This is a genomic window from Ideonella oryzae (genome assembly GCF_024055665.1).
Lineage (GTDB): Bacteria > Pseudomonadota > Gammaproteobacteria > Burkholderiales > Burkholderiaceae_C > Ideonella > Ideonella oryzae.
The window spans coordinates 158,810-179,059 of the sequence record NZ_JAMXMC010000005.1 but is presented as its reverse complement, the minus strand read 5'-3'; the positions used below and the strand labels follow the sequence as shown (position 1 = coordinate 179,059).

The window sequence follows — 20,250 nt, the reverse complement described above, 5'->3', positions numbered from 1 at the left end:
CGACACCTCACGGTGCCGGGCCTTTGTTTTCAGGCGCCGGGAAGGATCAGGCCGTCTGTTCGGCGTCGATGGCCGAGGTCTTCTTGGTGTCGCGCATCAAGAGGTTGACCAGCAGGGTGCAGCCGATCACCGCGGTGGCGTACCAGTAGAAGCCCGATTCGTGGCCGCCCTGCTTGAACCACAGGGCGATGTACTCGGCCGTGCCGCCGAACACCGAGACCGCGAAGGCGTAGGGCACGCCCACGCCCGTGGCGCGGATGGCTGCGGGGAACAGCTCGGCCTTCACCACCGCGTTGATCGAGGTGTAGCCCGAGACGATCAGCCAGGCGCAGGCGATCAGCGCGAAGGCCTCCCAGGGACCTTGGGCGTGCTGGATGGCGGTCAGCAGCGGTACCGTCAGCAGGGTGCCCAGCAGGGCGAAGCCCACCAGCAGCGGGCGCCGGCCGATCTTGTCCGACAGCATGCCGTACAGCGGCTGCAGCAGCAGCGCGAAGACCAGGCTGGCGGCCGAGACGGCGGTGGTCTGGGTGTCCGTCAGGCCCACCGACAGCTTCAGGAACTTCTGCATGTAGGTGGTGTAGACGTAGAAGGCCAGCGTGCCGCCCATGGTCAGGCCGACCACGATGGCGCATTCGCGCGGGTACTGCATCAGCTGGCGCAGGCCGCCCATCTTCTGGCCGCCCGAGCGGGCCTTGGCCTTCTCGAAGGACGCCGTTTCCGGCAGGTCGCGCCGCATCCACAGCGCGGTCAGGGCCAGGCCGGCGCCGACGAAGAAGGGGATGCGCCAGCCCCAGGCCTTGAGCTCCTCGGGCGTGAGCAGCAGGTGCTGCAGCACCAGCAGCAGCACCAGGGCGGTGAGCTGGCCGCCGATCAGCGTGACGTACTGGAAGCTGGCGTAGAAGCCGCGGTGCTTGGAGGTGGCCATCTCCGACAGGTAGGTGGCGCTGGAGCCGTACTCGCCGCCCAGGCTCAGGCCCTGCAGCAGGCGGGCCAGCAGCAGCAGCACCGGAGCCAGGGCGCCCACGCTGGCGTAGGTGGGCGAGCAGGCGATCAGCAGCGAGCCGCCGCACATCAGCAGCACCGAGGCCATCAGCGCGGTGCGGCGGCCCAGGTGGTCGCCGATGTAGCCGAACAGCAGGCCGCCGATGGGACGGATGAAGAAGCCCAGCGCGAAGATGCCCGCGGTGGACAGCATCTGGGCCGTCGGGTCCTCCTTCGGGAAGAAGGACGAGGCGAAGTACAGCGCGAAGGCCGAATAGGCGTAGAAGTCGTACCACTCGACCAGGTTGCCGATGGAGCCGACGATGATGGCCTTCAGGCGCTTGAGCGAGATGGCCTCGTCGGCGGCCGGGGTGGTGGACGGCGCCGGCACGGCGCCGGCGCTCAGGGTGGTGGCGGGGGGCATGGGTTTGTCTCCTCGGTGCATCAAACGCACGTCCGCCCCTGCGGCCGTGCCTGGGTTCGAGTGTGTCGAGTCGGTGGCGTCGGGGCATCCGCAAGCGCGCCCGGGGGACTCTGCGTAGATTTACGGAGGAGGGCGCCTGCCGCCGCCCATCTGCCAAGATGCGGGGTGTCCATGTCCGCCACCGCGTTCCCGGCCGTTCCAACCGCACCGCTCCGCCAGCGCCGCTGGGGGCGCTGGGTCCTGCTGCTGGTGTTGGCGTCGGTGCCGGTGTGGCTGGCCGGCTGGTGGGCCGAGCGGCACGAGACAGACCAGCGTCTGGCCGCTCTGCATTCGGCGCAGGAGTTGCACGCCCTGGGCCTGCGCGGGGTCATCGGCAAGTACAGCTACCTGCCGGCCGTGGTGGGGCGCCAGCCGGCCGTGCGGGCCCTGCTGGCGGCGCCGGGCGATGCCGTCCTGCGCGAACGGGTGAACGAGGATCTGGCCGAGATCGGCCGCCGGGCCGACGCCCTGGCCGTCTATGTGATGGACCCGGCCGGCAATGCGCTGGCGGCCAGCAACGCGGGGACGCCGGAGAGCTTCGTCGGCCGCAACTACGCCCGCCGGCCCTACTTCACCCGCGCACTGCAGGGCGGCACCGGCCTGTTCTACGGGGTGGGCCTGACCACCGGCCACCCCGGCCTGTTCGTGGCCGAGGCCATCCGCGCGCACGGGGCTGTGCTGGGTGTCGTGATCGTCAAGCTGTCGCTGGACAAGGTGGCCGCCACCTGGGCCCGTGCGCACGACCCGGTGCTGCTGCTGGACGAGCATGGTGTGGCCTTCCTGGCCACCTATGCCGACTGGCGCTACCACACCACCCGGGCGCTGACGCCGGCCGACGAGGCCGCCCTGCGCGACACCGAGGCCTACGGCCATGGCACGGTGCTGAGCCCCATGCCCTGGCGGACCCAGCCGGCCAAGGCCGAGGGGGCCTTCGTCTTGCGCACCCGCGTCGATGGGCGGTCCCGCAGCTTCCTGGCCCTGGCGCAGCCCCTGCCCGACTATGGGTGGACGCTGGCCGTGATGACCGACCGCGACGAGATCCTGCAGGTGCGCGACCAGGCCTGGGCGATGGCGGCCCTGGCCATGGCGCTGCTGGTGATGGGCGGGCTGTACTGGCGCCTGCGCGAGCGCCGCTATGCCGAGCAGCGCAGTGCCCGGCGCGAGCTGGAGCAGCGCGTGGCCGACCGCACCCGCGAGCTGCAGGAGGCCCAGGCCTTCCGCCATGCGATGGAGGAATCGCTGCTGGTGGGCATGCGGGCACGCGACCTGGACGGCACCATCATCTACGTCAACCGGGCCCTGTGCCAGATGACCGGCTACGAACCCGAGGAACTGCTGGGCCAGCGCCCGCCGTACCCCTATTGGCACCCGGACGATCTGGAGAAGCACTGGAGCGACAGCAACGCCTCGCTGGCCGGCCAGGCCGAGCGCAGTGGCTTCGAGTCCCGCGTGCGGCACAAGGCCGGGCACGACGTGGTCACCATGGTTTACACCGCGCCGCTGATCGATGCCGACGGCGTGCAGCGCGGCTGGATGAGCTCGGTGGTGGACATCACCGAGCAGAAGCGGGCCGAGGAGCGCCAGCGGGCCCAGGAGGCCCAGCTGCAGCGGGCGGGTCGCCTGGCCAGTCTGGGCGAGATGGCCTCCACCCTGGCCCACGAGCTCAACCAGCCGCTGATGGCCCTGTCCAACTTCGCCGCCGCTGCGCAGGCGCTGTCCCAGGGCGGGCCGCCCGACCTGCTGGTGCAGAGTCTGCAGGACGTGCGGGCCCAGGCCCAGCGGGCCTCGGAGATTGTGCGCCGCATCCGCGGCATGGTGCGCCAGGGCAGCGGCCTGGCCGAGCGCTTCGGCGCGGATGAACTGGTGGACACCGTGCTCGGCTGGCTCAAGCCCGAGATCACCGCCCGGCGCGTGCGCATCGGCCGGGCCCTGCCGGCCGGCCTGCCGCCGGTGCTGGCCGACCGCGTGCTGGCCGAGCAACTGCTGCTCAACCTGGTACTCAACGCCCTGCAGGCGCTGGAGGGGCAACCGCCCGAGCGGCGACGCATCGAGCTCAGCGCCCGGGCCGATGGCGCCCGGATGCTGTTCAGCGTGGCCGATCATGGCCCCGGCGTGGCGCCGGCCCATGCAGAGCAGCTCTTTGCCCCCTTCTTCACCACCAAGGCCGAGGGGTTGGGGCTGGGCCTCAAAATCTGCCGCACCATCGCCGAGGCCCATGGCGGTGCGCTGAACTGGCACCCGCGCGAGGGCGGTGGCGCCGTGTTCGAATTCAGCCTGCCCCTGGCCCCCTGATGCTCAGATCCCTGTCATGACCGCCGCGCCGAAAGTCCAGCTGCCCGTCTATGTCGTCGACGACGACGAGGCCGTGCGCCGCTCGCTGGTGATGCTGCTGTTTCCGCAGGGCCTGGCGGTGCAGGGCTTCGAGAGTGGCGAGGACTTCCTGGCTGCGGTGGACCCGCAGCAGCCGGGCTGCGTCATCCTGGACCTGCGTCTGGGCGGCCTGAGTGGCCTGCAGGTCTTCGAGGCCCTGCGGGCGGCCCGCAGCCCGCAGGTGGTGCTGTTCCTGTCCGGCCATGGCGACATTCCCACCGCGCTGGCGGCCGTCAAGCAGGGCGCCTTCGACTGGGTCGTCAAGCCCGACACCGGCGCGCTGCTGGCCAAGCTGCCACCGGCCCTGGCCGAGGCGGCCGAGCGCGCCCAGGCCCGTGGCCTGTGGGCCGGGCTGACCCCGCGCGAGCGCGAGGTGGCGCGCTGGGTGGCGCTGGGCTGGTCCAACAAGGCCATCGCCCGCGCCCTGGTGCCCGAATGCAGCCCGCGCTCGGTCGAGACGCACCGGGCCAACCTGTTCGCCAAGCTGGGCATCGGCAACGACAACGAACTGGGTCGCTGGATCGCCCGTTTCGAGGCCGTGCTGCCCTGACGGGTGGCGCGCGGGGCCGGCTTGTGCCAAGCTGGCCCTTGAAGCGACGGCCGCTGGCCGCCATCTCTGCGGGAAGAGGACACACAGCGTGGAATTCAAGGATTACTACCAGATGCTGGGTGTGGCGCGTGACGCCAGCCCGGAGGCCATCAAGAAGGCCTACCGGCAACTGGCCCGCAAGTACCACCCCGACGTGAGCAAGGAGCCCGACGCGGCTTCCCGCATGAGCGACGTCAACGAGGCCTATGCGGTGCTGTCCGACCCGGAGCGCAAGGCGGCCTACGACAAGGTCGGCCAGGGCCACGAGGGCGGCGAACACTTCACACCACCGCCGGGCTGGGACAGCGGCTACGAGTTTTCCGGCAGCGGCTTCGAGCAGATGGACCCGGGCGAGTTCAGCGACTTCTTCTCGCAGCTCTTCGGCCGCGCCGGGGCCGCGCGCCACCAGGCCCGCCGGCCTGCAGGCAGCGGCCGGGGCGAGGACCGCCATGCCCGCATCGCGCTGGACCTGGAGGACGCCTTCACCGGGGGCCTGCGCCACCTGACCTTGCAGCACCCCGAGGTGGATGCCCAGGGCCGGGTGCAGATGCGCGAACGCGTGCTGGAGGTGCAGATCCCGCGCGGCGTGCGGCCGGGCCAGTTCATCCGCCTGGCCGGGCAGGGCGGGCCGGGTCAGCCACCGGGCGACCTGCTGCTGGAGGTGGGCTTCCGGCCCCATCCGCAGTTCCAGGTGGAGAACGGCGTGCTGGTGGGCCGGCTGCCGGTGGCGCCCTGGGAGGCGGCGCTGGGCGCCGTCGTGCCGGTGGCCCTGCCCGATGGCCACACGCTCAAGGTGCGGGTGCCGGCCGGCGCCCAGGCCGGGCGGCGCCTGACGGTGCGGGGGCGCGGTCTGCCCTCCGCCACACCGGGCGACCTGGAGCTGGTGGTGCAGGTGGTGCTGCCCAGCGGGCTGGAACCGCGGGCCAGGGCGCTCTACGAGCAGATGGCGCGGGAGCTGACGGACTTTGATGCGCGCAAGGTGGCCACGGCCGAGGCCGAGCGCGGGGAGACACCGACATGAGCCGACACATCACCACCTTCGAGGCTTGGCTGAGCCTGGACGAGTTCTGCCGGGTGGGGGCGCTCTCGCCCGACTGGGTGCGCTCGCGCCTGAGCAATGGCCTGCTGCAGGCGGTGGCCGGCGAGGCCGCCGAATGTTTCGACGCGGCCATGCTGCAGCGGGCCTGCCGCATGGCCGCGCTGGAGCGCGACTTCGACGCCGTGCCCGAGCTGGCCGCCCTGGTGGCCGACCTGGAAACCGAGATCTCCCGGTTGCGCGCTCGGCTGCAGCATCTGGGCTGGGAGGACGCGTCCGAGACCGACGCACAATGAGCCCACAATGCCGACCATCGGCGCGCCGCTGGCCCGCCGCCCCCGCACCCCACAGGAGATGACCATGACCCGCCTGGCCGACGCCAAGGACACGCCCGCCACCCCCGAGGACAGCACCCGCCTGGAGGACCAGTTCACCAGCAAGTCGCGCACCGTGATGGTGTTCGGCGAGATCAACGAGAAGCTGGCCCAGCTGACCTGCCGTCGCCTGCTGGCCCTGGCCACGGAGTCCGACAAGCCGATCACCGTGCTGATCTGCTCGCCCGGCGGCCATGTGGAGGCCGGTGACGCCATTCACGACATGATCCGCTTCGTCAATGCGCCGGTGTACGCCGTGGGCACCGGCTGGGTGGGCAGCGCTGCGGCGCACATCTACCTGGCCGCGCCGAAAGAGCGCCGCCTGTGCCTGCCCAACACCCGCTTCCTGATCCACCAGCCCGCGGGTGGCGCCGGCGGCCAGGCCACCGACATCGCCATCCAGGCCGAGCAGATCATCCGCACCCGCGCCCGCATCGCCAAGGTGATCGCCGAGCAGACCGGCCAGCCGCTGGACAAGGTGGCGCAGGACATCGAGCGCGATTTCTGGATGAACGCCGAGGAGGCGACCGGCTACGGCATCGTGTCGCGCGTGATCCAGACCCAGGCCGAGCTGACCCAGCTGCAGGGCTGAGTCGTCCGCCGTTCAGGCGGGCAGCGCGGCCGGTGCCCAGAGCTGGCGCTGCAGCAGCTCCAGCAGATGGGCGGCGCTGGCCAGCGGCTCGGCCCCACGCCAGCGGGCCACCAGTGCGGTGGCCGGCAGCGGCGGCAGGCCCTGGCGCACCGCCACCAGGCCCGGCTGGGCCATGCCCCGCAGCAGCGGGGTGACCGCCAGCCCGGCCGCCACCGCGTGGCGGATGCCGGTGGCGCTGTGGCCGGTGAAGCGCAGCGCCGGCTCGATGCCGGCCTGGGCCAGCGCGGCCAGGCCCGCCACCCGGAACACGCAACCCTCCTGGAACACCGCCAGCGGCAGCGGCCGCTGGTGGGCCGCCTCGCTGCCCTCGCCGCTGAACCAGACCAGGGCCTCTTGGCGCAACACCCATTCACCCTGACCGGCCGGCGGCTGCGGCGCCCCGGCGCCCACCCGCTTGACGATGGCCAGGTCCAGCTCACCGGCCTCCAGCGCCTGACCCAGGCGCACCGACAGGTCGCTGCGCAGGCTCAGCGTGACGCGCGGGCAGGCCTGGGCAAAAGCCTGCAGCACGGCCGGGAAGGCGTCTTCCATCAGCTCCTCGGGCAGGCCCACCCGCAGGTGGCCGGACACACCGGGGGCGGTGAACAGACTGCAGGCCTCGTCGTGCAGGCGCAGCAGACGGCGGGCGTAGTCCAGCAGCGCGCGGCCTTCCTCGGTCGGCCCGTTGAGCCGGCCCTGGGCCCGGTCCAGCAGGGGCTGGCCCACCTGTTCCTCCAGGCGCTTGACCTGCAGGCTGACAGCCGACTGGCTGCGGCCCAGGCGCTCGGCCGCGGTCGAGAAGCTGCCGCTGTCGGCAATGGCCACCAGGGTGCGCAGCAGGTCCAGGTCCAGGTGTCGCGGGTTCATCATTCGAATCATCAATGATGAGTCGATAAATATCAACTTTGAAAATGTTGGACCTGCCTCTAAGGTGTCGTCCATGGACACCACCCTCGCCCCTTCCTTGAGTCGGCCCGGGCCTTCGCCCTGGGCCCTGGCGGCCGCCGGCACGCTGTTCAGCTTTCTGTGGGCCTCGGCCTTCATCGCCGGCAAGATCGGCTTCACGGCCTGCGGGCCGCTGACCCTGCTGTCGCTGCGTTTCACCTTGGTGGGCGGGGGGCTGGCCATCATGCTGGCGCTGCAGCGGCGTGGCCTGCGGGTCTCGGGCCGGGCGGTGCTGGCCGGGCTGCTCAGCAACGCGGTCTACCTGGGCCTGGCCTACAGCGGCATGACGCATGTGCCGGCGGCACTGACCGCCATCATCGTCTGCACCACGCCGCTGCTGGTGGTGGCCCTGGGCGCCTGGCTGGGGCGCGAGCGCCTGGGCGCGCGGGCCGGCTGGGGCCTGGCGCTGGCTTTCGGCGCGGTGCTGCTGATCATGGGCCAGCGCCTGCACCTGGACGGGCTGGCGCCCTGGGCGGTGGGCCTGATCGCCGCGGGCACACTGGCCCTGGCGCTGGGCACGCGCTTGAACCAGGGCGTGGCCGGGCGGGAAGACCCCTGGCAGGTGGCCTGTGCCCAGCTGCTGGCCAGCGGCTTGGTGCTGCTGCCGCTGGCCTGGGCCACCGAGGGCCTGCAGGTGCACTGGGGTGCGGCCTTCTGGGGCAGTCTGCTCTACCAGGCCGGGCCGGTGTCGCTGGGCACCACGCTGATCCTGCTGTGGCTGGTGCGCCAGGGCGGGGCCAGCCGGGCCAGCAGCTTCCACCTGCTCAGCCCCTTCTTCAGCATCGCGCTGGCGGTGGGGCTGCTGGGCGAGCGGCTCTATCCGCTGGACGTGCTGGGCCTGCTGCCCCTGGTGGCGGGCATGGCCCTGGTGCTGCGCCGGCCCGCACCCGCGCGGCGATGACCTTGAGACCGATCGGTCTTCAGTCCCGCCGCTGCAGCAGGCGTACGTGCATGGGCCGCAGGAAGTTCGCACCGTCCGGCCCCAGATGGGGTTGGAAGGCGGCGCGCACCTCGGCCACCCGGTTCGCGTCCAGGTAGTGGCGGGCGAAGCTGGGCCGCATCATGCGGGCTTCGAAGGTCTCGAAGCTGTCGAAGTGGGCGGGCGTGTCGAAGCGCAGTTCGGCCACCTGGGCCCAGGTGCCGGTGGTCAGGGCCTCGTCCAGCGCGTGCTGGGCGGCGGTGCGCACGGGCCCCTCGTCGTTGAAGAGCCGCACGATGCGGTTGAGCGGGCCGGCATAGACCGGCTCCGACACATAGAGGTGGCCGCCCGGCTTGAGCACCCGGGCCACCTCGGCCAGTGCCGTGCCCATGTCGTGCACCGGCACGTGGTGCAGGGACTTGAGCATCAGCGCCAGGTCGAAGCATTCGTCGGGCAACGGAATGGCCTGGGCGCCCGCGCTGAGGAACTGCAGGCCGGCCACGGGGGCTGCGGCCAGGTTCTTGTCATGCTGCAGGCGGTCCACCTCCAGGCCGGTGACCTGGCTGCCGGGGTGGCGGGCCAGCAGGTCGCGCGCCAGCCGGGCTGCGCCGCAGCCCAGTTCGACGATCTTCCGACCCGCCAGCGGCACCAGGGTGGACAGCACCTCGAGTTCATCGGTGACCAGCAGGTCGGAGCGGATCGGCGGCAGGGCAGTGGGAGAGGCGGTCATCGTGGGGGCGGGGCGAGTTCAGGGAATTTGAATGCGTGCTTCAACGCGCGACCCGCACCGCACCGGCCGGGCCTGCCTAGACTGTTCCACAGATTCCCCCCTTCCGGGTGCGCTGCCGCAGGCGTTCGCATCCATCCCCACCAGGAGTTTTCATGAGCAAGATCGTCATCGTCTTCCACAGCGGCTACGGCCACACCAAGAAGGTTGCCGAGGCCGTGGCCGCCGGCAGCGGCGCCGAGCTGCTGGCCATTGACGCCGAGGGCAACCTGCCCGAAGGCGGCTGGGACACGCTGGCCGCCGCCGACGCCATCGTCTTCGGCGCACCCACCTACATGGGCAGCCCGAGCTGGCAGTTCAAGAAGTTCGCCGACGCATCCTCCAAGGCCTGGTTCACCCAGGCGTGGAAGGACAAGGTCTTCGGCGGTTTCACCAACAGCGCCAGTTTCAACGGCGACAAGCAGGTCTCGCTGATCGCGCTGCAGACCCTGGCCTCGCAGCATGGCGGCATCTGGGTCAGCCTGGGCCTGCTGCCGGCCAACAGCAAGGCCGCCACCCGCGCCGACGTGAACAACCTGGGTGGTTCGGTCGGCCTGCTGGTGCAGTCGCCGTCGGACGCCAGCGTGGAAGAAATTCCCTCGGGTGACCTGGCCACCGCCAAGCTCTACGGCGAGCGCATCGCCGCCGTGACCGCCAAGCTGCGCGGCTGATCCTGACGCGGCGGCTGTCGCGCCTTCAGGGTGCGGCGGCTGCTGACGCCGTGCCGCTGGCCGGGAGGCCGGCCGGCGCGGCACCATTGGCGGCGCCCGGCACCGGAGCCACCGGCCCGTCGGTGGTGAAGCCGACCACGAAGTGCCGGGTTTCGCCAAAGCAGGAGCCCGGCAGGCCGACCTTCTCCTCGTACTGCAGGTCCACCCGCTGTCCCATGGCCTTGCGCAGGCCCTGGGCCACCTGCTCGTCGTGCACCGTGAAGAGGAACTTCTCGGACACCGTGCCGGGCAGGGTGACCATGGCCAGTTCGCCCTCCCAGGTCTTGCAGATCCAGCCCTTGTGCGAGAACTTCTGCAGGTAGCCGGCGCGATCCCCGGTGGAATAGCTCCAGTGCCAGAAGAAGACGAGGGACAGCACCGTCAGAGCGACCAGGACGAGCGGGACAAGCAGGAGTTTCTTCATCGCGGGAGGGCGCCCACCAGGGCATGAACGCCGCGGTGCTGCGGCGCTGTTCATGTTGGCACAGCCGTGCGGCTCGGCCAATGACAGAACAGCCGGCACGGGGCCGGCTGTGGTGTGGGTGCTGCGGGCAGGTGACTCAGTTGCCCGGCAGGATGCCCGAGGTCGAGCGGAACAGCCCCTCCGAGCAGGCGCTGCACCAGGGCGGCTGGTCGCCCGTGGCCTTGCTGGGGTCGAAGCGGTTGTAGAACACCACCGGGCCGTTGTCGGTGATGTAGACCTCCGGGTCCATGCGCACGCGCAGGCTGCTGTCGTCGCTGACCTTCCACAAGGCGGCGTTCTTGGGGTTCACCGTGCTCAGCCAGATCGAGGACGGGAAGCCGATGGCGGTGTCGGTCAGGGCCAGCGACACGTAGGACTTGCCGTTGTAGATGAACGGCTCGGGCGAGGCCACCGTGGTGCCCGTCGGCATGGCAATGGTGTTGAACAGCGTCCAGGTCGACACGCCGTCGCCGTCCTTGTCCATCATGCGGTAGAAGCGCAGCTGGTTCTCGTTGACCGTCGTCATCAGCACCAGCTTGCCGCTGAACTCGGGTGCGGACCACATCCAGGGCACGGTGCGCAGGTCCTTGTCACCGTCGTCGGTGGTGATCTGGGTCAGCTTGCCGCTGTCCATCTTCAGCATGAAGACCTGCTTCACGCCGTTCACCTCCTGCGAGTAGACCAGTGCATTGGCACCGCGCACGAAACGCACGGACACCGGCTTGGGCGTGGCCTTCATGCCCTTGATCTGCTTCTCGCTGGTGTCGTCGTTCAGGTAGCGCCAGTAGTGGCGGTTGTACTGGTCGACATAGCTGATGCGAGGGGTGGCATCGCCCTCGTCGTCGCTCGCATAGGGGGCGTTGCGCGGCAGGTCCGGGCCCAGCACCGACACCGTGTTGACCGAGCCATCGCCGTTCAGTTGGGCGTAGGCCAGCCGGGCGGACTTGGCGGACGGCGTCTGTCCCGCCACGAACTTGGTGTAGACGATGTGGTCGCCGGTGGACGTGGAAATCCACTCCGGGCCATTGGTGGTGACGCTCATCTCCGCCGGGGTGATGGCGTCGCTGTCGATCAGCTTGTAGGTGGGGTTGAGGATGTTGCCGGTGGCCGGATCCACCTTGCCCACCCACAGGTGGCCCTGGTAATCGCACCAGGTGAACATGCTGCGGGACTGGCTGAACTCCGAGTCGAGCAGATCGACACGGATGTTGGCCAGGATCTCGTTGGGCGCGTAGCCCGTGACGGGCACGGTCGCGGCCTGGGTGTTGGTGATGGCCAGAACGGCCAGACAGGCTCCGGTCATCCCCTTCAGAGGGCCGGAGAAGAAGAAAGGAAATGTGAGTTTCAAGATCTTCGCCTTTGCCCGAGGGCATGAACTTCGGGATACACCTGTCCCTAATTTTCACATTCACCTGTGACAGCCCTATCCCTAAACCGTGATACGACCCGCCCCGGTGGGCTGTGAACTATGCACGGCAAGACCCGTGCCAATTCATGGCAGACGAAAGCCCGTAAAGTGACCGCATGAGCATGAAATACCTTCACACCATGGTGCGCGTCACCGAGGTCGAGCCCTCCCTGCACTTCTGGCGTGATGCGCTGGGCCTGGAAGTGGTGCGCCGGGACGATTACCCCCAGGGGCGCTTCACGCTGATCTACCTGGCTGCCCCGGGCGACCACGCCGCCCAGATCGAGCTGACGCACAACTGGGACCCCGAGGCCTACACCGGTGGCCGCAACTTTGGCCATGTGGCCTACGAAGTGCCAGACATCTACGCCGCCTGCGCCCGGCTGCAGGCCCAGGGTGTCACCATCCTGCGCCCGCCGCGTGACGGGCGCATGGCCTTTGTGCGCTCGCCGGACCAGATTTCGGTCGAACTGCTGCAGGCAGGCAGTGCGCTGCCCCCGGCCGAACCCTGGGCCTCGATGCCCAACACCGGCACCTGGTGAGCGGGGTGGGGGATCCCGCGCGAGAATGGCGCACCGCGTCGGCGACGTGGTGCCTCCGGCCCTGATCCTTCCCCGCCATGAACTACCCTGACTTCAATCCCGCCTCGCCCAACACCCCGCTGAGCGATGCCGAACTCCAGCAACTCGACGAGTTGCTGGCCTCCCTGCCCAGCGAAGCGGCCATGAACATCGAGGGCATGGACGGCTATCTGAGTGGCTTGTGGCTGCTGCCGGGGGTGCTGGAGCGCCTGGGCACGGCCCAGTGGCTGCCCCTGGTGTGGGGCGGTGATGGCGAGGAAGCCGCGCCGTTTCCCAGCCAGCGTCAGCGCAAGAACACCACGGTGCTGGTGCTGCGCCATCTGCAGGCGCTGGCCTGCCAGTGGCGGGACGATCCCGAGCAGTGGGAGCCCATCTTCAGCGTGGCCGAAGGCGACGAACGCGACTGGGTGGATGCCCGGGACTGGTGCACCGGCTTCCTGCAGGCCACCGATCTGGCGGCCGAAGACTGGGAGCCGCTCTGGGACGACCCGGCGATCGGGCCTTTGCTGGTGCCCATCGCGCTGCTGGGCGGCGAAGCGCAAGACGGCAACGAGGCTGCGGACCTGGACGATCCCGAGGTGGTGGATTCACTCAGCCGCAGCGTGCCCGCTGCGGTGCTGGCGCTGCTGGAGCGGCGCAGCGGCGCCTGAGCGCTGCAAGCCGGGTCGCGGCCGGCCGCGGGATCAGAGACCGTCCAGGCGATCCGGCTCGCGCAAGGCCAGCGTGTGGGCCGCAGCGGGTGGTTCGTAGGGGTCCGTGGTGAGGGCGCCCTGGACCACGTCCACCCGGTAGTAGCCGGTCCGAGGGCGTTGGTTGAAGTCGAACTGCTGCCCGGCATCCAGCCGCCAGACCTTGTAGCCGGCATAGCTGACGGGGTCCGCGCCCTGGTGGCAGCTTTCCGAAGGGCGGTCGGCCAGCACCATGTAGGCCGTGTCGCCATGGACGGTGCCCAGGCCGTTGCGGTCAATCACCACGGCCGCCCCCTCGTTGATGCCCAGACCCCACGCCTGGGCCGTGTGGCCCACGGCCAGTTGCCGGCACAGAAAGGCCATCATGCGGCCCATCCGGTCGCGCTTGACGAAGTGGCTGTCGGTCAGCGTGTTGCGCAGGGCAGACCAGTCGAACAAATGCTCGCTGAAGCTGACGTTGTCCCGGTAGGGCTCGGCCAGCGCCGAGGGTGAGGTCACGCTGCCCTGGCAACCGTCGTACACCGCCAGCGAGCCCTGGATGGCCAGACCGGCGCTGCCGCCGCCGGTGCCACCGCCGCGCTGCACCACCTGGCGCACCGCCGCGGGCAGCGGGCTGTCGCGCCAGTGCATGAAGTTGCACTGGTCGCCGCCGCGAAAGTAAACCACCTCGGCCCGCCGGATCGCGTCGAGCACGGCGGGGTCAGCGGCGTCCTGCGGCTGGCGGATCACGATGGTGGTGCAGGAGTTGACCTGGTCCAGCCCCGTGATCGTGCGGCATTCGCCTTCCCAGTCGGGGTAGCTGGCCCCCAGCACCACCACATCCAGCCGATCGCCCGAGACCTGGCGCAGGAAGGCGGCAAACGAGGCGCTGTCCGGCGGACCATCGCCCTTGAGGTAGAGGGCCGGGCCGCGCAGGGCGGCCACCGCGTTTTCCGCAGCGCCGAGCCGGTGCAACACCAGGCTGTCTCCCTCGGCCTGGGCCAGGCCCAGGCTCAGCCATCCGAGGGTGGCGCAAAGCAGTCGGCGCCAGCTGCGGCAGGAAAGGCTCGGCAATCCAGGCATCGTGTCCTCCAGGGGTGGGCAGTCGGCGAGGGGCCCCGGGACACGCCCGGGCCATGGGCGACACCAAGCAAGGATCAGACCTGAATCTGACCGTTCTGCGACAGCCGATGGGGCCGAAAGGACAGTTCAGCGCATCCGGGCGCCGGGCACCAACAAGGTGACGTCCTCCAGGGCTTCGGCCACGCAAGGCAGCACCTCGCCCTCGGCGCGTTCCTCGGCGCTCAGGCCGGGCCAGTCGATGCGGTAGCGAACCGCGCCTGCCAGCAGGTGGCAGCGGCAGGTCCGGCAGGTGCCGTTGCGGCAGGAGCGGGGCAGGCGGATGCCCGCCGCGTCGGCCGCCTCCAGCAGGCTTTGCCCCGCGGGGATGGGCACCACGCGGCCCAGCGGCTCGATGCGCAGGTGCACGACGGGCGGCAGGGCGTCAGACATGCCGGCACTGTAGCCGCCGCGGAACTCCTTAGACTGTGACGTCTGCGTGACCCGACAGAACACGACAAAGGAGACATGGATGAATGCCCCGACGGACACATTGGCGCAATGGCCCCCGGGCGGCCCCTGGCCGGATGACAGCGCGCTGGCCGGCACCCGGCGCGCGGCCAGCGTGCTGCTGCTGCGCGATGCCGAGGGTGGCCCGCAGGTGCTGCTGCTGCGCCGGGCTGTGCGCGATGGCGACATGCGCAGCGGGGTCTGGGTGTTTCCGGGGGGCGTGCTGGATGCGGCCGACCCGGGCTTGCACGACCGCGCGCTGGGCCAGGACGCCCAGTTCAGCCAGCGCATGCAACTGCCCTGTCGCGGCCTGGACTACGCCATCGCCGCGGTGCGTGAGTGTTTCGAGGAAGTGGGGCTGCTGTTGGCCGAGGGGCCGGACGCTGCCCTGCGACAGGCGCCCGTGGTCCGCCCGGGCCTGCAGGACGGCCAGTCCTTTGCCGATTGGGTGCGCCAGGCGGGGTTGATGCTGGCCGTGGACCGGCTGGTCTACCTGGCCCACTGGCTGACGCCTCTGGGTATGAAGCCCCGTTTCGACACCCGTTTCTTCCTGGCTCGGGCGCCGCAGGGGCAAGACGCGCAGGCCGACGCAGGCGAGGCACTGGAGCTGGCCTGGATGACGCCCGACCAGGCTCTGGCGGCGGGCCTGCGCATGCTGCCGGTCACGCGGGCCCTGCTGCAGGGGCTGGCGGCCCATCCCACGGTGGACGCGGCCTTGGAGGCGGCGCGGCAGGCGACGCGCGTTCAGCGCCAGTTCCCGCGCCTGGGCCAGGACGCCCAGGGCAAGCGCCCCGTGCTGCCGCATGAACTGCCTTATGCCGAGATCGGCCGCCTGGACCCGGAGGGTCGCGGCGATGTGTGGATCGCGCTCACGCCAGAGCGCGTCGTCACGCTCTCACCGCGCGTGCAGCGCATCACCTGCGGCAATGGTTCGATGATGACCGGCCCAGGCACCAACACCTACCTGATCGGCTCGCCCGGTCACCACGAGGTGGCGGTGCTGGACCCGGGGCCCGAGGATGCCCACACCGAAGCCCATCTGCAGGCCGTGCTGGCCGCGGCGGGGGCCCGGCGCATCACCCACATCCTGGTGACGCACACCCATCCGGACCATTCACCGGCTGCCCGGCGGCTGCAGGCCCTGACCGGCGCGCGCCTGGTCGGCCTGCCGGCCCGGCACGCCGAGTGGCAGGACACGGCCTTTGAGCCGCATGCGTCGCCCGAGGACGGGCAATGCTGGCCCCTGGGCGAGGACTGCACGCTGCGGGCGGTGCACACGCCCGGACACGCCGCCAACCACGTCTGCTGGTGGCTGCAGGAGGAAGCCCTGCTCTTCACCGGCGACCATGTGATGCAGGGCTCCACCGTGGTGATCAACCCCCCCGACGGCGACATGGCGGCTTACCTGGCCTCGCTGCAGGGGCTGAAATCGCTGCCGTTGCAGTGGCTGGCCCCGGGGCACGGCTTCCTGATCGAGGCGCCGGCGAACGAGTTCCAGCGCCTGATCGACCACCGGCTGGCCCGGGAAGCCAAGGTGCTGGCCGCCCTGCGCGACCGATCCGGACCGGCCCCCCTGGCCGAGTTGCTGCCCCAGGTCTACGGCGATGTGCCCGCGGCGCGGCACGCCGTGGCAGAGCGCTCGCTGCGGGCCCACCTGCTCAAGCTGCAGGCCGAGGGCCTGGCCACCGAAGCCCAGGGGTGCTGGCAGGGCGTTTGAATTCCGGGGCCTCTTGAAAAAACGCGGAGCGCCCCCACATCACGCGTTTGAAGCCCGTGCAGGGCCCCATTCCATTCCCACAGACCCAGAGTTCACGCAACGATGAGCAAGCAAACCCATGCCTTCCAGGCCGAGGTCAAGCAGATCCTCCACCTGGTCACCCACTCGCTGTACTCCAACAAGGAGATCTTCCTGCGGGAGCTGGTGTCCAACGCCTCGGACGCCTGTGACAAGCTGCGCTACGAGGCCCTGGACCATCCCGAGCTGTACGAGGACGCGCCCAACCTCGAGGTGCGGGTGTTCTTCGACGCCGAGGCCAAGACCCTGACCATCCGTGACAACGGCATCGGCATGAGCGCCGAGGAGGCCGCGGCCCATCTGGGCACCATCGCCAAGAGCGGCACCCGCGACTTCATGGCCAAGCTCTCAGGGGACCAGAAGAAGGACGCCAACCTGATCGGCCAGTTCGGCGTGGGCTTCTACTCCGGCTTCATCGTGGCCGACCGCATCACGGTCGAAAGCCGCCGCGCCGGCCTGCCGGCCGACCAGGCCATGCGCTGGAGCAGCGAGGGCACCGGCGAGTACGAGCTGGAAGCCATTGCCCGGGCCGAGCGTGGCACCGACGTCATCCTGCACCTGCGTGACGAGGAAGCCGAGTTCCTCTCCACCTGGCGCCTGAAGGCCATCATCAGCAAGTACAGCGACCACATCTCGCTGCCCATCCTGATGAAGCAGGAGACCTGGGACGCGGAGGCAGCCAAGCAGGTCGTGACCGACGAGTGGGAAACCGTCAACAAGGCCGCGGCCCTGTGGGCCCGTTCCAAGAGCGAGGTCACCGACGCCGAGTACCAGGACTTCTACAAGCAGATCAGCTACGACAGCGAGCCGCCCCTGGCCTACACCCACAACCGGGTGGAGGGCCGCAGCGAGTACACGCAGCTGCTCTACATCCCGAAGAAGGCGCCGATGGACCTGTGGAACCGCGACAAGCGTGGGGGCGTGAAGCTCTACGTCAAGCGGGTCTTCATCATGGACGACGCCGAGGCCCTGATGCCGGCCTACCTGCGCTTCGTCAAGGGCGTGATCGACTCGGCCGACCTGCCGCTCAACGTCAGCCGCGAACTGCTGCAGGAAAGCCGCGACGTGAAGGCCATCCGCGAAGGCTCCACCAAGCGGGTGCTGGGCATGCTGGAGAGCCTGGCCGACAGCGACAGCGCCGAGGACAAGGCCAAGTACGCCGACTTCTGGAAGGAGTTCGGCGCGGTGCTCAAGGAAGGCGTGGGCGAAGACTTCGCCAACCGCGAGCGCCTGTCCAAGCTGCTGCGCTTCGCCTCCACGCACGCCGACGAAGGCGTCTCGCTGGCCGACTACGTGGCCCGCATGAAGGAAGGCCAGGAGGCGATCTACGTCATCACCGCCGACAGCCTGGCTGCCGCCAAGAACAGCCCGCAGCTGGAGATCTTCCGCAAGAAGGGCATCGAGGTGCTGCTGCTGACCGACCGTGTGGACGAGTGGCTGCTGTCGCACCTGCACGAGTTCGAGGGCCGCATGCTGCAGAGCGTGGCCAAGGGCGCCGTGGACCTGGGCCAGCTGCAGGATGAGGAGGAGAAGAAGAAGGCCGAGGAAGTGGCCGAGACCTTCAAGCCTGTGTTGGAGCGCCTGAAGGAGGCCCTGAAGGGCCGCGCCAAGGATGTGCGCGTCACCACCCGGCTGGTCGACTCGCCCGCCTGCGTGGTGGTGGAAGAGGGCGACATGAGCGCCCACCTGGCGCGCCTGCTCAAGCAGGCGGGACAGGCCGCGCCGGACGCCCAGCCCATCCTCGAGGTCAACCCCGAGCACGCGCTGGTCAAACGTCTGGCCGACGACCCCCGTTTCGACGATCTGGCCCAGATCCTGTTCGACCAGGCCCTGCTGGCTGAAGGCGGTCAGCTCGACGACCCGGCGGGCTATGTGCAGCGCGTGACGCGCCTGCTGGCACCGGCGGCCTGAGGCCGCTGGCCGGGCAGCGGATCAGGGCGTGGCCCGTTCGCTGCCCGTGGCATGCAGGAAGAGCTCGGCCAGCTTGCCCTGCACCTGGACCGAGGCGCGATGGTAATCGCTGGCCAGCAACTGGCGAGCGTCCTGGGGGCGGCCCTCCTCGACCGCCCGCAGCACCGCACCCGCCATCAGGTGGAAGCGGGCATGGGCCGTGCGCACCGTGTCGAGCAGGGACTCGCCCTGAAAGCCCTGGCAGCCCGGGCCGTGCAGCCACTGGCCCAGCACGCAGCGGTCGTCCGGGCTGACGTCCGCAGACCGCAACTGCTCCTGCGACTCTCCGTTCACCACGGCCTGCAGCCGTCCCTTCCACGCCTGATGGGCACGGATGGCGGCGGCAAAGTCCAGTCCGCCGATTTCGCCCTGGCCGGCCTCTTCCGGGGGGTGGGTGGCCATCAGGCTGGACGACGTGCCCTCCGCGTCTTCGGGGGCTTCGCTGCGGCTGCGCCCGGCCAAGGCCCGGATCCATGCCGTGAACTTCATCATGTGTCCCCTTGTCGCCTACGGTAGGAGGTATTGCCATTGATCCTAATGCAGATTCTGCAGGCGGTCGATTTGTTCGCGTGGATCGTGAGGCCCTGGCCAATGCCTCGCCAGTCCTCCCGGATTCGACGACCCGGCGGGGCCTTGGGTCGGTCATTGCCGGTCGCGGGCCGTTCTCTGATGCGCTGATGCATCTCCCCTCCAACCACTTTGAGGGTGCGCTGCGATAGCCGCTAACATGAGGCGGCTGGAGATCGAGATGGTCTCTACGCAGATACAACATCTACAACCCCAGGGGAGGTGATTCATGCGCATTCACAATGGGCGGAGCGCAGTCGCGCTCGTTTTTTCCGCGTTCCTGCCAGTGGCTCCGGTTTGGGCTGCGAGCGATTGGGACAACTATCAGGGCAATGCTCAGCACACGGGTTTCGTGGCGCAGTCCTTCAAGCCTGCCAAGTTCCGCCAGGTTTGGCAGTGGACCAGCCCTCACGCCGCTGACGGCGTCATGCGGTTCATTAACCCTGTCACCATGGCTGGTGGCTTGATCGCAGTCACGGACGATGACTATTTCAGTCCGCAGGCGCTTTATGTGCTCGATGAATTGACGGGCCAGGTGCAGTGGGCGCACGAGTTCCCTGCTGACACACCTGCACTGAATCCGCCCACTTTGCACGACGGGCATGTGAGTGTGGCGACCAGTGGGCATGAAGCGACCTACATGCATCAATTCGATGCCCAGTCTGGAGCCTTGCTATGGAAGACGCCGTTTTCCGCCCAATGGGAACACTATCTGGCACCTCTCGTGGGACGGGGAACCGTGAACACCAACGGTGGCTATTACGGGGGCCTCTACACGTTCAAGTCCAAGACGGGGGTGCAGCGCAGCTTCACCTCCTTGCCCCAGGTTGACCTGTACACACCCGCCACCGATGGTGTGAACAACTATGTGTATGCGGGTGACGCCCTCTACATCATCAATCGTGATAGCGGCGCGGTGACCAGTATCGTGGATCCAGCGCCTTCGTACACCGGTGGCTACAGCTATATCGGCGCACCGATCGTGACCCAGAGGCAGCGCGTGCTGGCGCTGAGCGGTGAGAACTTCAGTGGGCGTGCCTCAGCCAGTACGGGCGGCTACTACGACCGTTCTGTGGTCAGCTTCGACTTGCAAGGCAAGACCCTGGAGTGGCGCAGTGCCGACCTTTACACCACGCAGCCGGCGTTGGCAAACGGCTTGGTTTTCGCGGGGAGCCGCACGCCGCTGCGTTTGGCAGCCATGGATGAGACCAGTGGTCGGGTGCAATGGTCTTGGACCCCGACCGACGGGGCAAGTCAGTTCTGCCGCAATGTGATCGCCACTAAGACCCATGTGTTCGTGAGCACGGACAGAGCCGTGCACGCGATTGATCTGAACACCCATCAATCCGTCTGGTCCATTCCCATTCCGGGTGAGCTGGCGCTTTCTGCGACCGGCACGCTGACGATCAATGAGGGTTGCGGGGAGAGCACTGGCCGCATGGTGGCCGTCCGCCTCAAGTGACGC

At 69.3% G+C, this 20,250-nt stretch carries 20 protein-coding genes; 12 read left to right on the top strand and 8 right to left on the bottom strand.

Annotation, left to right across the window (positions count from 1 at the left end; all coding sequences use genetic code 11):
* Positions 1-46: 46 nt before the first annotated feature.
* A complete protein-coding gene (locus tag M0L44_RS09670; RefSeq protein WP_252769517.1) occupies positions 47-1,405 on the bottom strand; it encodes an MFS transporter in 1,359 nt (452 codons plus the stop codon).
* A gap of 171 nt (positions 1,406-1,576) precedes the next feature.
* Between M0L44_RS09670 and M0L44_RS09665 the strand changes: the two genes are divergently transcribed.
* The 5 genes from M0L44_RS09665 (at position 1,577) to M0L44_RS09645 (ending at position 6,405) form a co-directional block, all read left to right on the top strand.
* Positions 1,577-3,736 carry a sensor histidine kinase gene (locus M0L44_RS09665; RefSeq protein ID WP_252769516.1) on the top strand — a complete coding sequence of 720 codons (2,160 nt, stop codon included), beginning with the start codon at positions 1,577-1,579 and terminating at the stop codon, positions 3,734-3,736.
* Positions 3,737-3,752: 16 nt separating this feature from the next.
* A complete protein-coding gene (locus tag M0L44_RS09660; protein WP_252769515.1) occupies positions 3,753-4,364 on the top strand; it encodes a response regulator transcription factor in 612 nt (203 codons plus the stop codon).
* Between the two features lie 88 nt (positions 4,365-4,452).
* Positions 4,453-5,424: a DnaJ C-terminal domain-containing protein gene (locus tag M0L44_RS09655; RefSeq protein ID WP_252769514.1), complete on the top strand. Its 972-nt coding sequence runs from the start codon at positions 4,453-4,455 to the stop codon at positions 5,422-5,424.
* Entirely contained in the window at positions 5,421-5,735 is a 315-nt protein-coding gene (locus tag M0L44_RS09650; protein WP_252769513.1) for a MerR family transcriptional regulator, read from the top strand. The genes M0L44_RS09655 and M0L44_RS09650 overlap by 4 nt, the downstream gene beginning before the upstream one ends.
* Positions 5,736-5,799: 64 nt before the next feature.
* Positions 5,800-6,405: an ATP-dependent Clp protease proteolytic subunit gene (locus M0L44_RS09645; RefSeq protein WP_252769512.1), complete on the top strand. Its 606-nt coding sequence runs from the start codon at positions 5,800-5,802 to the stop codon at positions 6,403-6,405.
* Between the two features lie 12 nt (positions 6,406-6,417).
* Here the strand turns inward: M0L44_RS09645 and M0L44_RS09640 are convergent, their stop codons facing one another.
* Positions 6,418-7,311, bottom strand: a complete 894-nt coding sequence (locus tag M0L44_RS09640; RefSeq protein WP_252769511.1) for a LysR substrate-binding domain-containing protein — start codon at positions 7,309-7,311, stop codon at positions 6,418-6,420.
* A 73-nt stretch (positions 7,312-7,384) separates the two neighbouring features.
* Between M0L44_RS09640 and M0L44_RS09635 the strand changes: the two genes are divergently transcribed.
* Positions 7,385-8,290, top strand: a complete 906-nt coding sequence (locus tag M0L44_RS09635; RefSeq protein WP_252769510.1) for a DMT family transporter — start codon at positions 7,385-7,387, stop codon at positions 8,288-8,290.
* A 19-nt stretch (positions 8,291-8,309) separates the two neighbouring features.
* On the opposite strand, the gene M0L44_RS09630 is transcribed toward M0L44_RS09635, so the two are convergent.
* Positions 8,310-9,038, bottom strand: coding sequence for a class I SAM-dependent methyltransferase (locus M0L44_RS09630; RefSeq protein ID WP_252769509.1), 729 nt, complete (start codon positions 9,036-9,038; stop codon positions 8,310-8,312).
* A 152-nt stretch (positions 9,039-9,190) separates the two neighbouring features.
* Here M0L44_RS09630 and M0L44_RS09625 point away from each other — a divergent pair, with 152 nt between their 5' ends.
* Positions 9,191-9,745: a flavodoxin family protein gene (locus M0L44_RS09625; protein WP_252769508.1), complete on the top strand. Its 555-nt coding sequence runs from the start codon at positions 9,191-9,193 to the stop codon at positions 9,743-9,745.
* A gap of 25 nt (positions 9,746-9,770) precedes the next feature.
* Here the strand turns inward: M0L44_RS09625 and M0L44_RS09620 are convergent, their stop codons facing one another.
* Positions 9,771-10,208, bottom strand: a complete 438-nt coding sequence (locus tag M0L44_RS09620; RefSeq protein WP_252769507.1) for a hypothetical protein — start codon at positions 10,206-10,208, stop codon at positions 9,771-9,773.
* A 136-nt stretch (positions 10,209-10,344) separates the two neighbouring features.
* The gene (locus M0L44_RS09615) at positions 10,345-11,550 is read right to left on the bottom strand and encodes a hypothetical protein (protein ID WP_252769506.1); all 1,206 of its coding nucleotides are present in this window, start codon (positions 11,548-11,550) and stop codon (positions 10,345-10,347) included.
* 227 nt (positions 11,551-11,777) lie between these two features.
* Between M0L44_RS09615 and M0L44_RS09610 the strand changes: the two genes are divergently transcribed.
* Positions 11,778-12,197 (top strand): VOC family protein, encoded by a 420-nt coding sequence (locus M0L44_RS09610; protein ID WP_252769505.1) that lies wholly within the window; start codon positions 11,778-11,780, stop codon positions 12,195-12,197.
* A gap of 77 nt (positions 12,198-12,274) precedes the next feature.
* Complete coding sequence (locus M0L44_RS09605) at positions 12,275-12,886, top strand: UPF0149 family protein (protein WP_252769504.1); 612 nt, start codon at positions 12,275-12,277, stop codon at positions 12,884-12,886.
* A gap of 33 nt (positions 12,887-12,919) precedes the next feature.
* Here the strand turns inward: M0L44_RS09605 and M0L44_RS09600 are convergent, their stop codons facing one another.
* Both M0L44_RS09600 and M0L44_RS09595 read right to left on the bottom strand, forming a co-directional pair.
* Positions 12,920-13,987, bottom strand: coding sequence for a cyanophycinase (locus tag M0L44_RS09600; RefSeq protein ID WP_252769503.1), 1,068 nt, complete (start codon positions 13,985-13,987; stop codon positions 12,920-12,922).
* A 126-nt stretch (positions 13,988-14,113) separates the two neighbouring features.
* Positions 14,114-14,416, bottom strand: a complete 303-nt coding sequence (locus M0L44_RS09595; RefSeq protein WP_252769502.1) for a 2Fe-2S iron-sulfur cluster-binding protein — start codon at positions 14,414-14,416, stop codon at positions 14,114-14,116.
* Between the two features lie 79 nt (positions 14,417-14,495).
* Between M0L44_RS09595 and M0L44_RS09590 the strand changes: the two genes are divergently transcribed.
* Positions 14,496-16,190 carry an MBL fold metallo-hydrolase gene (locus tag M0L44_RS09590; RefSeq protein ID WP_252769501.1) on the top strand — a complete coding sequence of 565 codons (1,695 nt, stop codon included), beginning with the start codon at positions 14,496-14,498 and terminating at the stop codon, positions 16,188-16,190.
* A gap of 102 nt (positions 16,191-16,292) precedes the next feature.
* On the top strand, positions 16,293-18,179 hold the full coding sequence (gene htpG / locus M0L44_RS09585) for a molecular chaperone HtpG (protein ID WP_252769500.1): 1,887 nt from the start codon (positions 16,293-16,295) through the stop codon (positions 18,177-18,179).
* Positions 18,180-18,200: 21 nt separating this feature from the next.
* Here the strand turns inward: htpG and M0L44_RS09580 are convergent, their stop codons facing one another.
* On the bottom strand, positions 18,201-18,710 hold the full coding sequence (locus M0L44_RS09580; RefSeq protein WP_252769499.1) for a CZB domain-containing protein: 510 nt from the start codon (positions 18,708-18,710) through the stop codon (positions 18,201-18,203).
* A 304-nt stretch (positions 18,711-19,014) separates the two neighbouring features.
* On the opposite strand from M0L44_RS09580, the gene M0L44_RS09575 reads away from it, so the two are divergent.
* Positions 19,015-20,247: an outer membrane protein assembly factor BamB family protein gene (locus M0L44_RS09575; RefSeq protein WP_252769498.1), complete on the top strand. Its 1,233-nt coding sequence runs from the start codon at positions 19,015-19,017 to the stop codon at positions 20,245-20,247.
* Positions 20,248-20,250 lie beyond the last annotated feature (3 nt).

Bases quoted from the DNA above. Each gene is read 5' to 3' on its own strand.
- M0L44_RS09670 (WP_252769517.1), bottom strand. From the start codon at position 1,405: ATGCCCCCCGCCACCACCCTGAGCGCCGGCGCCGTGCCGGCGCCGTCC.
- M0L44_RS09665 (WP_252769516.1), top strand. From the start codon at position 1,577: ATGTCCGCCACCGCGTTCCCGGCCGTTCCAACCGCACCGCTCCGCCAG.
- M0L44_RS09660 (WP_252769515.1), top strand. From the start codon at position 3,753: ATGACCGCCGCGCCGAAAGTCCAGCTGCCCGTCTATGTCGTCGACGAC.
- M0L44_RS09650 (WP_252769513.1), top strand. From the start codon at position 5,421: ATGAGCCGACACATCACCACCTTCGAGGCTTGGCTGAGCCTGGACGAG.
- M0L44_RS09645 (WP_252769512.1), top strand. From the start codon at position 5,800: ATGACCCGCCTGGCCGACGCCAAGGACACGCCCGCCACCCCCGAGGAC.
- M0L44_RS09640 (WP_252769511.1), bottom strand. From the start codon at position 7,311: ATGAACCCGCGACACCTGGACCTGGACCTGCTGCGCACCCTGGTGGCC.
- M0L44_RS09635 (WP_252769510.1), top strand. From the start codon at position 7,385: ATGGACACCACCCTCGCCCCTTCCTTGAGTCGGCCCGGGCCTTCGCCC.
- M0L44_RS09630 (WP_252769509.1), bottom strand. From the start codon at position 9,038: ATGACCGCCTCTCCCACTGCCCTGCCGCCGATCCGCTCCGACCTGCTG.
- M0L44_RS09625 (WP_252769508.1), top strand. From the start codon at position 9,191: ATGAGCAAGATCGTCATCGTCTTCCACAGCGGCTACGGCCACACCAAG.
- M0L44_RS09620 (WP_252769507.1), bottom strand. From the start codon at position 10,208: ATGAAGAAACTCCTGCTTGTCCCGCTCGTCCTGGTCGCTCTGACGGTG.
- M0L44_RS09615 (WP_252769506.1), bottom strand. From the start codon at position 11,550: ATGACCGGAGCCTGTCTGGCCGTTCTGGCCATCACCAACACCCAGGCC.
- M0L44_RS09610 (WP_252769505.1), top strand. From the start codon at position 11,778: ATGAAATACCTTCACACCATGGTGCGCGTCACCGAGGTCGAGCCCTCC.
- M0L44_RS09605 (WP_252769504.1), top strand. From the start codon at position 12,275: ATGAACTACCCTGACTTCAATCCCGCCTCGCCCAACACCCCGCTGAGC.
- M0L44_RS09600 (WP_252769503.1), bottom strand. From the start codon at position 13,987: ATGCCTGGATTGCCGAGCCTTTCCTGCCGCAGCTGGCGCCGACTGCTT.
- M0L44_RS09595 (WP_252769502.1), bottom strand. From the start codon at position 14,416: ATGTCTGACGCCCTGCCGCCCGTCGTGCACCTGCGCATCGAGCCGCTG.
- M0L44_RS09590 (WP_252769501.1), top strand. From the start codon at position 14,496: ATGAATGCCCCGACGGACACATTGGCGCAATGGCCCCCGGGCGGCCCC.
- htpG (WP_252769500.1), top strand. From the start codon at position 16,293: ATGAGCAAGCAAACCCATGCCTTCCAGGCCGAGGTCAAGCAGATCCTC.
- M0L44_RS09580 (WP_252769499.1), bottom strand. From the start codon at position 18,710: ATGATGAAGTTCACGGCATGGATCCGGGCCTTGGCCGGGCGCAGCCGC.
- M0L44_RS09575 (WP_252769498.1), top strand. From the start codon at position 19,015: ATGCGCATTCACAATGGGCGGAGCGCAGTCGCGCTCGTTTTTTCCGCG.